Origin of the sequence: Alienimonas chondri (genome assembly GCF_013036045.1) — a bacterium.
GTDB lineage: Bacteria > Planctomycetota > Planctomycetia > Planctomycetales > Planctomycetaceae > Alienimonas > Alienimonas chondri.
This window is the reverse complement of sequence record NZ_WTPX01000172.1, coordinates 1-9158: the sequence shown is the minus strand read 5'-3', so window position 1 is coordinate 9158 and position 9158 is coordinate 1. Positions and strand designations below refer to the sequence as shown.

General features: G+C 69.4%; 9 protein-coding genes. 5 read left to right on the top strand and 4 right to left on the bottom strand.

Annotation, left to right across the window (positions count from 1 at the left end):
- Nucleotides 1–271: 271 nt before the first annotated feature.
- Entirely contained in the window at nt 272–1045 is a 774-nt protein-coding gene (locus tag LzC2_RS18495; protein WP_171189513.1) for an ATP-binding cassette domain-containing protein, read from the top strand.
- 107 nt (nt 1046–1152) lie between these two features.
- The gene (locus LzC2_RS18490; protein ID WP_414636424.1) at nt 1153–2631 is read left to right on the top strand and encodes an ABC transporter permease/substrate-binding protein; all 1479 of its coding nucleotides are present in this window, start codon (nt 1153–1155) and stop codon (nt 2629–2631) included.
- Here the strand turns inward: LzC2_RS18490 and purN are convergent.
- Nucleotides 2628–3335: a phosphoribosylglycinamide formyltransferase gene (gene purN, locus LzC2_RS18485; protein ID WP_315854746.1), complete on the bottom strand. Its 708-nt coding sequence runs from the start codon at nt 3333–3335 to the stop codon at nt 2628–2630. The genes LzC2_RS18490 and purN overlap by 4 nt on opposite strands.
- Nucleotides 3325–4275 carry a hypothetical protein gene (locus LzC2_RS18480; RefSeq protein ID WP_171189511.1) on the bottom strand — a complete coding sequence of 317 codons (951 nt, stop codon included), beginning with the start codon at nt 4273–4275 and terminating at the stop codon, nt 3325–3327. Before LzC2_RS18480 ends, purN begins: the two co-directional genes overlap by 11 nt.
- Before the next feature lie 208 nt (nt 4276–4483).
- Here LzC2_RS18480 and trxA point away from each other — a divergent pair, with 208 nt between their 5' ends.
- From trxA to LzC2_RS18465, 3 genes are all read left to right on the top strand, one after another.
- Nucleotides 4484–4804, top strand: a complete 321-nt coding sequence (gene trxA / locus LzC2_RS18475; protein WP_171189510.1) for a thioredoxin — start codon at nt 4484–4486, stop codon at nt 4802–4804.
- Nucleotides 4805–5069: 265 nt separating this feature from the next.
- Nucleotides 5070–6686, top strand: coding sequence for a coiled-coil domain-containing protein (locus tag LzC2_RS18470; RefSeq protein WP_171189509.1), 1617 nt, complete (start codon nt 5070–5072; stop codon nt 6684–6686).
- A 26-nt stretch (nt 6687–6712) separates the two neighbouring features.
- Nucleotides 6713–7339: a hypothetical protein gene (locus tag LzC2_RS18465; RefSeq protein WP_171189508.1), complete on the top strand. Its 627-nt coding sequence runs from the start codon at nt 6713–6715 to the stop codon at nt 7337–7339.
- Between the two features lie 136 nt (nt 7340–7475).
- Here LzC2_RS18465 and accC read toward each other — a convergent pair whose 3' ends face one another.
- A complete protein-coding gene (gene accC / locus LzC2_RS18460) occupies nt 7476–8816 on the bottom strand; it encodes an acetyl-CoA carboxylase biotin carboxylase subunit (protein ID WP_171189507.1) in 1341 nt (446 codons plus the stop codon).
- Nucleotides 8817–8868: 52 nt separating this feature from the next.
- Nucleotides 8869–9158, bottom strand: a 290-nt coding sequence (gene accB / locus LzC2_RS18455) for an acetyl-CoA carboxylase biotin carboxyl carrier protein (RefSeq protein WP_171189506.1), incomplete at its 5' end; no start/stop codon positions are given.

Below are 9158 nucleotides of genomic sequence, written 5' to 3'. Positions count from 1 at the left end.
GGGCGGGGGGGAGTTCATCGGGAGCCGTCCTAGCCGAGCGGGCGGCCGGGGATCGCACTCCTCCCCGCCGGCCGCCGGCGGGGCCGCGGCACCCTATGTTCGTCGCCTCGTCCCGGTCAATCAGCAGGCAGGATCGGCAGGCGATCGACATCGAAGATCCGCGGGCGGGCGGCCCGGCGGCGCGAGAGTCGGTCTCGCCCCGATTCGGTCGCGGGATTAACGTGCGTGCCCGCTCCCGCCCCCACCTCCGCGGCTCCGGCCGCCCGGTCCGATGTTCGCGCTGGTCGACGTCACCAAATCGTTCGGGGGCAAGCGACGCCGCGGCGGGCCGCGCCTCGGCGCCACGACCGTGCTGGAGGGGCTGTCGCTGACGGTCGAATCGAATCGCACCACGGCCCTCATCGGACCCAGCGGGTGCGGGAAGTCGACGGTCCTTCGCCTGTTGATCGGCCTGCTCCGCCCCGACGACGGCTGCGTGACCGTCGACGGCGTCCCCGTTCCCCCGGACAACACGCCCGCGATTCGCGCGCTGCGGCATCGCGTCGGCTACGTGATCCAGGACGCCGGGTTGTTCCCGCATCTCTCCGCCCGCGGCAACGTCACGCTGCTGGCCCGTCACCTCGGCTGGGCGCCGGACCGCATCGAAGCTCGGCTCGAAACGCTTTGCATGCTCTGCCGGTTCGACCCGGACCTGCTGAACCGGCGCCCCTCGAAGCTCTCCGGCGGGCAGCGACAGCGGGTCGGATTGGTCCGGGCGCTGTTCTGCGACCCGGACGCCCTGCTGATGGACGAACCGCTGGGAGCGTTGGACCCCATCGTCCGCGACGAGTTGCAGGGCGAACTGGTCGAGCTATTCGCCTCCCTGAAGAAGACCGTCGTGATCGTGACCCACGACCTCGCCGAAGCCGCCCGGATGAGCGACGACCTCGTGCTGCTCTCCGACGGCCGCGTCGCCCAGCGGGGACCGTTCGAGGAACTCCGCGACGATCCCGCCGACCGCTTCGTCGAGCGCTTCGTGACGGCTCACCGGGGGCTGCCGGTATGAACCATCGCACCCGCCCGCCGCGCGAGCGTCGGCCGACCGCTCAGTTGTCAGAACGAACCGCCCCGCTTCTGTCTCCGCGTGGTCGGACGGATGGCCGATGCTTGTGCATCGGGCTGATATGGCTGGCGCTCGCCTCGACCGCCGTCGCCGGGCCGCCGCGGATCAGCGTCGGGTCGAAGGCGTTCACGGAGTCCGTCGTGCTGGGCGAACTCGCCACGCAATTGGCCCGAGACGCCGGGACGACCGTCACCCACGATTCAGCCCTCGGCGGCACGCAAACCGCCTGGCTGGCGCTGACCCGGGGCGAAATCGACCTCTACCCGGAGTACACCGGCACGCTCTCCCGCGACATCCTCGGTCGAACCGAACCGACGACGCTCGCCGAGCTGCGGGCCGCCGTCGCTCCGCTGGGCCTGAAGATCAGCGAGCCGCTCGGGTTCGTGAACGGCTATGCGCTCGGCATGCGGGAGGAGCGGGCCGAGGAACTGGGCGTCGAAACGATCTCCGACCTCCGCGCTCACCCGTCCCTGCGGTTCGGATTCAGCAGCGAGTTCGTCCCCCGGACGGACGGTTGGAAGGGACTGCGGGCGAAGTACCGGCTCCCCCAGACGGAGGTGCAGGGGCTGGAACACGAACTCGCCTATCGCGGGCTGGCGAGCGGGGCGTTGGACCTCATCGAACTCTATACGACCGACGCGAAGCTCAGTCAGGCCGCGATCCGCCAGTTGAAGGACGACGCCGGGTTCTTCCCCGATTACAGCGCCGTGATCCTGTATCGGGCGGACCTCGCCGAGCGGGCGCCCGACGCCTTGGCGGCGGTCCGGCGGCTGGAGGGCGCGCTGGACGAGGAGACGATGATCGCCTTGAACGCCCGGGTCGATCTGGAGGGGGTGTCCGAGCCGGTCGCCGCCGGCGGACTGCTCGCGGAGCGGTTCCCCTCCGCCGCCGGCGAAGACCTCAAGATCACGATTCCCACCGCTCCGAATCTGTTCGAGCGCGTCGCCGCCCGCACGGCGGAACACCTGGCGCTGGTGGTGACGGCGCTGGGATTCGGCCTGCTGACCGCGATCCCGCTGGGGATCTTCGCGGCGAAGCGACCGGGACCGGGCGCGTGGGTGATGGGCGTCGTCGGGCTGTTGCAAACCCTGCCCAGCCTGGCCCTGTTCGTCTTCCTGATCCCCGTGCTGGGGCTGGGGTTCGCCCCCGCGGTCGTCGCGTTGTTTCTGTACTCGCTGCTGCCCGTGGTGCGGGGGACGCATGCCGGGCTGACGGGGATCTCGGGGGCGGTCCGCGAAAGCGCCGTCGCGCTCGGCCTGCCGCCCTGGGTTCGGTTGTGGCGGATCGAAATGCCGTTGGCGCTGGGGTCGATCTTCGCGGGGATCAAGACCGCCGCGGTGATCTGCGTGGGAACGGCGACGCTGGGCGGGTTCATCGCCGCCGGTGGCTACGGCGAACCGATCTTCACCGGACTCCGCCGCGACGCCACCGGCCCGGTGCTGGAAGGCGCGATCCCCGCCGCCGTGATGGCCCTGCTGGTGCAGTTCGCCTTCGACCGACTCGAACGACGACTGACGAAGCGTCGTTAGCCGTCCTCTTCAAGAGGACGCCTCACGATGCGCACGCGGTTCCCGGTGACTTCCAACCGCCCGCCGGCCCACTCCCGCACCGCGGCGGGCAGGGCGTCGCATTCCGCGGCGAACACCCGGGCGGCGAGGGCGTCCGCGTCGTCGTCCGGCTCCACCGGCACGATCGACTGCGACACGATCGGCCCCGCGTCGTACTCCTCCGTCACGAAATGCACCGTGCATCCGCTGACCGTCACGCCCCGGGCCAGCGCCGCCCGGTGCACGCGGTCGCCGTACATCCCGGCCCCGCCGAACGCCGGCAGCAATGACGGGTGGATGTTCATCACCCGCAGCTCCCAGCGCTCCGGAATCGGCAGCCGCGACAGGAACCCGGCCAACACGGTGAGGTCCGCCCCCCTCTGCTCGATCCGGCCCCAGATCGCCTCGCCGAACGCGATTTCACTCGGAAAGCGACGGGGCGAGACGACCTCCACCGACAGCCCCGCCGCCTCGCAGCGACCGACGCCCGCGCAGTCCCGAGAGGCCAGCACGGACACGATCTCCGCGTTCAACGCGCCCGCCGCGATCTTCTCCTGCAGGTTCAACACGGTCCGCCCGCCGCCGGAGATCAGGCAGGCCAGCCGCACCGGCCGACCGAGCGGCGCGGCCAGCGGGCGACGGGCCAGCGGGCCTCGGACCGAAGCACGCTGAGGTTCACTCTCCACGGGGAAACTCCGGCTCGTCGTCGGCCGGCGGCGTGAACCCGACGAGGTCCGGCGTCTCGCCCCCGCCGGCGGCGACCGTGCCCTTCCGTCGCTTCGGCCTTAGCCACCACGCCCACAGGCCGGCGCTCAGACCGACCACCGACACCGCGACGATCAGCCCCAGCACGAACGGCGCCGCCGGCGGGGGCGCCGCGACTTTCACCGATTCGATGCGATCCGCAAGGATCAGCGGAGCGATTCGCAGCTTGCCGTCCTGGGCTTCGTACCCCCAGCGTTTGAAGAAGCGCCCGGTGACCTTCACCGGCTCCAACAGGTCGTCCCCCCGCGGCAGTCCGGGGGCGTTCAGAGCGATCACGACCGCCGGGTTCGTCTGCGCGTCGTCGGTATACAGCACCACGGAGACCCGCTGTTCCTCCGGGTCGGCGGCGGACGGGCCGGCGGGATATTGGGTGATCTTGCGGGCCTGCCCGATCATCGTCACGGCCTGTCCGCGATACAGCTCCGGGTGATTGAACAGGTCTGGAAACACCGGGAAATCATGCTTGTCCGACAGGTTCAACGCCTCCCGGCGCTCCGCACGAAAACGATCCGCTTCCGCAGCGAGCGTCGCCGGGTCCGCGGCTCGGAGTTCGTCCAGCACCGCCTCGTACAGCGCTCCCTCCTCCGGCCGCACGCCCAATGTGTCGTCTTTGACGATCCCGAACCGCTCGGCGTCGACCGGGGCGGGCGGCACATCGCCTTCCGGGTCGCTCGTCATCTCGCCGCCGCCGGCTTCTGCTTCGACGGGAAGGCCGTCCCGGGAGTCGTCGCTCCCCGTCGCCGCTGCGGCGTCCTGCGCTCCGCCTGCCAAAGCGGCGCCCGCGGACAATCCGGCCCACAACGCGATCGCCAGCCCCCATCGAGGGATCGACGTGTCGGCAGAGCGGGCGAGGCGGGCCATATCCTTATTCTTCCCCCCGGCTCGTCGGGGCGAAAGCCTAGGATCGCCGCCGCGGAGTCCCTCGCCGATTTCATTTGACGCCGTCGGTCCGCGTCCTAACATCCGACCCACCGCGAGCGGCAACCGGTCGACCGACGCCCTCTAAAGTCGTTTGGCACGACGTTCGCACAACCTTCGGGTGTATCCCACCCACTCGCAAAGCGATCTCATGGCTGTTCAGACCTTCACCGACGGGAACTTCCAAGAGGAAGTCCTCGCCGCCGACACCCCGGTCCTCGTCGACTTCTGGGCGCCGTGGTGCGGCCCCTGCAAGATGATCGGCCCGACGATCGAAGAACTCGCCGGCGATTACGAGGGCAAGGTCCGCGTGGGCAAGCTCAACACCGACGAGAACCCGCAGGTCGCCAGCAGCCACAATATCTCGTCGATCCCGACCGTGATGCTGTTCAAGGGCGGCGAAGTGGTCGATCGCGTGGTCGGCGTCGCGGACAAGAGCAAGTTCGCCGCGATGCTCGACAGCCACTCCTGATTGCGAAACTCGGCGTCCGTCGCGGGTGCGACGGTCGCCTCCCCTATCGCGAAGCCACCCCGCTCTCGCACTCGGCGTTTTGCCGAGTTCGGGGGGACCGGCGGTGAAGAAGCCGTCGCGGATGGATCCGCGGCGGTTTTCGCGTGCGCGGTCCCCACCTTCGACGGCCGCGCTCCGCAACAGCCGATCAGGGCCGGCTTGGGGTTCGCGGGGAGGCCCGTCCTCTGCTATTCGCGGGCGGAATCCTCCGTCGCCCGGCCCGCCGATGTCCGCCCCTCCCACGACGTCCCGCCCCGAACCGACTGAGGCGCTGTCCGAGTCCGAAGCGGATCACCTGCTGTCCCGCTTGAACCGGGACGCTGCCTCCCTGTCCGCCGGAGAGCTGCGGGCGTTGGCGGTGACGCTGACGGACCGCCGCGACGCAGTCGCCCGCCGCGAAGCCGCCGTCGTGACCCGCGAAGAGCGGACCGAAGCGGACGTCTCCCGCCGTGAAGCGGCCGCCGCCGAGCGCGATTCCCGCGCCGCCGACCGCGAACGAGCCGCCGCCGACCGCCGCCGGGAAGCGGACGAGCGAGCCGCCGCCGCCGAACGATTTCTGTCCGATCTCGAACGCGACCGCACCGCCTTCGTAGCGGACTGCAAGCGGTCTGAAGCGGAGATCGCCGCCGCCAAAGCCGCGTGCGAGGAAGAGCTGGAGGCCCGCCGGGCTGCGCACGAGCGCGAGCTGAACGCCGATCGCGCCGCGTGGACCGAAGAGCGCCGCGTCGCGGAAGACCGCTTGGCGGACGAACGCAGCGCCTTGGACCGGCTTCGGGACCAACTGACCGAAGACGCCGCGGAACTCGACAGCGACCGCGACCGTCTCGCCGCAGACCGAGCCGCCTTCGAGGAGGATCAGGTCGCCGCCCGCGAGCTGCTCGAACAGGAGCGGGCCGTGATGGAGAACCGGCTGAACTTCCGCAAAGCCCACCTCGACCGCACCGCGGAGGAACTGCGGCAGGCTCGAGGCGAATGGGACGCGCGAGTGCAGACGACGCGCACCGCGATGGTGCGCGCCGCGGAGATCGCCGACGCCCGCCGCCACGGCCTGGACCGCTACCGCGAGCTATTGGACAAGCGGGAGGAGTCGCTGGCGAAGCACGCGGCCCGCACCGCGGAGGAGCACGCCGCCGCCGCGGCGGATCTCTCCGCCCGCCGGAGCGCCGCCGCCGAGGACGTACAGAGCTGGGAACTCACCCGGCAGGAAAGCGTCGCCGCCGTCGCGACGGAGCGGGAGACCGTTCAAGCTCGCGCCGCGGCATTGGACTCCCGCGAAAAGAGTCTGGCGGAGTTACGCAAGCAACTCGAAGCCGCTCACCGGGAGACACTGACTCTCCGCGTCGCGGTGGAAGAATTGCTGCCGCGTTTGAAGGACGCCGGCCCCAGCGCCCCGGTCGGCTTGCGGCTGGAGGAGAGCCGCCGCCGGGTCGTCGCCTATCTCGGCGAGCGAGAAGACGCGATCACCCGCCGTGCCGCCGACTTGGAGCAGGCGAAGGCCGCCCTCGCCCGGCAGGCGGAAGAGCTGGAAACGCAGCGTCGCCTGCTGACCCGCTGGGAAGCCGAACGTCGCACCGCGGCCGCCGAGCGCGAAGCGGAATTGGTCCGCCGCGCCGCCGCGGTCGCTGCTCGGGACGACCTGTTCGACCGCGCCCGCACGCGGTGGAGCGAAGAGACGAACCGTTCCGGGGCGATGATCCGTGAATTATTGCGGGAGATGGAGAACGCCGTCGCCGAGGAACTCCGCGAGTCGCCCGCCGTCTTCAAACTGCCGGACCCGGAGGAGCGGTCGGAGGTCGGCCCGCGAGCGCTGATCCTCCCCGACGGCGCCCGCCGCGCGGCGTGAGGCGATGGGCGAGGCTACGCTGAAGCATGCCCTCGCTGTTCGTCCTCACCGCCGCCGACGCGGACCGAGCCGTGATCCTGCGCCGCGGGCCATCGAAATGGTTCCATGTCATCGCTTGGGATACTGCCCGGGACTCGTTCGAGCATGGGGCGTGGCTCAAAGGAAACATCTGGCGCCCATACTGCGCGCTCTCCGCTGACGGCGAACTGCTCTTAGCGGCGGTCTGGCAGTACCAAAAACGGGACACCTCGTTCACGGAGGGCTGGACGGCGCTCAGCCGTGCCCCTTGGCTCAAGGCGCTCACGCTCTGGCCAAATCGTCGAACGATGAATCTCGGCGGCTGGTTCGACGGGCCGAGATCCATCGTCCTCCGCACCACGCGCGACGAGCCGCCCGACTGGCACCCCGCCTTCCCGCCGCGAGGCGTCACTGTCCGGCACGTCGACCCCACCGAGAGATCGCCGTACCCGCCGCCGCCTCCGCTTGTGGCAAAGACTGATTGGTCAGGCCGCGATCATTCTGGCGGCCTCATCTTCACCCGCGGCGGGCGTCTGTTCCGGCTAGAGAAGGGCGAGGATCGCCTGATCGCCGACTTCACCGATCTCACGCCCGATCCGCAGCCCGCCCCGGACTGGGCGGGGCGACCGCTTTGATCATTAGAGCGAGCCGCGGTTTGTCGTAGCGGCGGCTTCTAGCCGCCGACTCTCGGCGAGGCCATGATTACGCCCCCGCTCGCTGCGCTTACGGACGGCGGCAGGATGCCGCCGCTACGGGTCGACGCGGACGGCGCTAAAACGTCCGTTCGACGAAGGTGGTGTCCATCGTGCCGTCGCGGAAGGTTTCGTTGGCGATGATCTCCCGCAGCAGGGGGATCGTCGTTTTGACGCCTTCGACGTGGAACTCCGCCAGCGCCCGCTTCATCGTGGCGATCGCCTCTTCACGGGTGGCGCGATGCACCAGCAGCTTGCCGATCAGGCTGTCGTAGTAGGGCGGGACGCTATATCCGGCGTAGACGTGGCTGTCCCACCGCACGCCTGGGCCGCCGGGGACGCGGAGGGCGGTGATCTTGCCGGGGCAACCGCGGAAGTCGTTCGCCGGATCTTCGGCATTAATCCGGACTTCGATCGCCGACCCGTTGCAAGGCACGTTCTTCTGCTTCAACTCCAGCTTCTCGCCGGCGGCGACGCGGATTTGCTCCTTCACAAGATCCACGCCGGTGACCAGCTCCGTCACCGGGTGTTCGACCTGAATGCGGGCGTTCACCTCGATGAAGTAGAACTTATTGTCCCGCACGTCCAACAGGAACTCGACCGTGCCGGCGTTATAATAGCCGGCGGTCTTCACCATCCGTACGGCCGCGGCGCACAGCTCCTTGCGGACCGAAGCGGGCAGCGCCGGGGCGGGGCTTTCCTCGACCAGCTTCTGATGCTTCCGCTGCATGGAGCAATCCCGCTCCCACAGGTGAATGGCGTTGCCGTGGGTGTCGGCGATCACCTGCACTTCGACGTGCCGGGCCTTCTCGATATATTTTTCGAGATACACGCCGGCGTTGCTGAACGCCTTCTCCGCCTCCTGCGAAGCGGCCTTTAGTCCGGCCTTCAACGCGATGTCGTTGCGGGCGACGCGCATCCCTTTGCCGCCGCCGCCGGCGGTCGCTTTAATCAAGACGGGATAGCCGATCTTCTCCGCTAATTCGACGGCTTTATTCTCGTCCGTGACCAGCCCGTCGCTGCCCGGGACGGTGGGCACTTTGCCTTCCTGGGCGATGCTGCGGGCGGTGACTTTATCGCCCAGCTTGCGAATCGCCTCCTCGGACGGCCCGACGAAGGCGATGTTGCAGCTCCGGCAGACCTCCGCGAAGTGGGCGCTTTCGGAGAGAAACCCGTACCCCGGGTGGATCGCCTGGACGTTGCCCAGCTCCGCGGCGCTGATCAGGTGTTTGATCGACAGATAGGAATCCGCCGCGGAGGGCGGTCCGATGCAAATCGCCTGATCAGCGAGGTCTAGATAGGCGGCGTCGCGATCCGCAGAGCTGTAGACGGCGACGGATTCCACCCCCAACTCGCGGCAGGCGCGGATCACCCGCAGGGCGATCTCTCCGCGGTTGGCGATCAGCAGACGTTGAAACATAAACGGCGTCCCGCCCGAGGGTCAGTGACGGGGAGAGAGAGGGTGCGAAAGGTCAGGCGAGGCGGAACAGCGGCGTGCCGTACTCCACCGCGTCGCCGGACTTCACCAGCACTTCGGCGATCGTGCCGGAGACGTCCGCGGGGATTTGGTTGAACACCTTCATCGCCTCAACGAGGCAAACGACCGTATCGGCCTTCACTTCGTCGCCGACGGAGACGAACGGCGGGTCGTCCGGGCTGGGCGAGGGATAGAAGGTGCCGACGGTCGGGCTGTCGATCGTCTTGCCCTTCGCCGCCGCGGGGGCGGCGTCCGCGACCGGGGCCGCGGGAGCCGCCCCCGCGG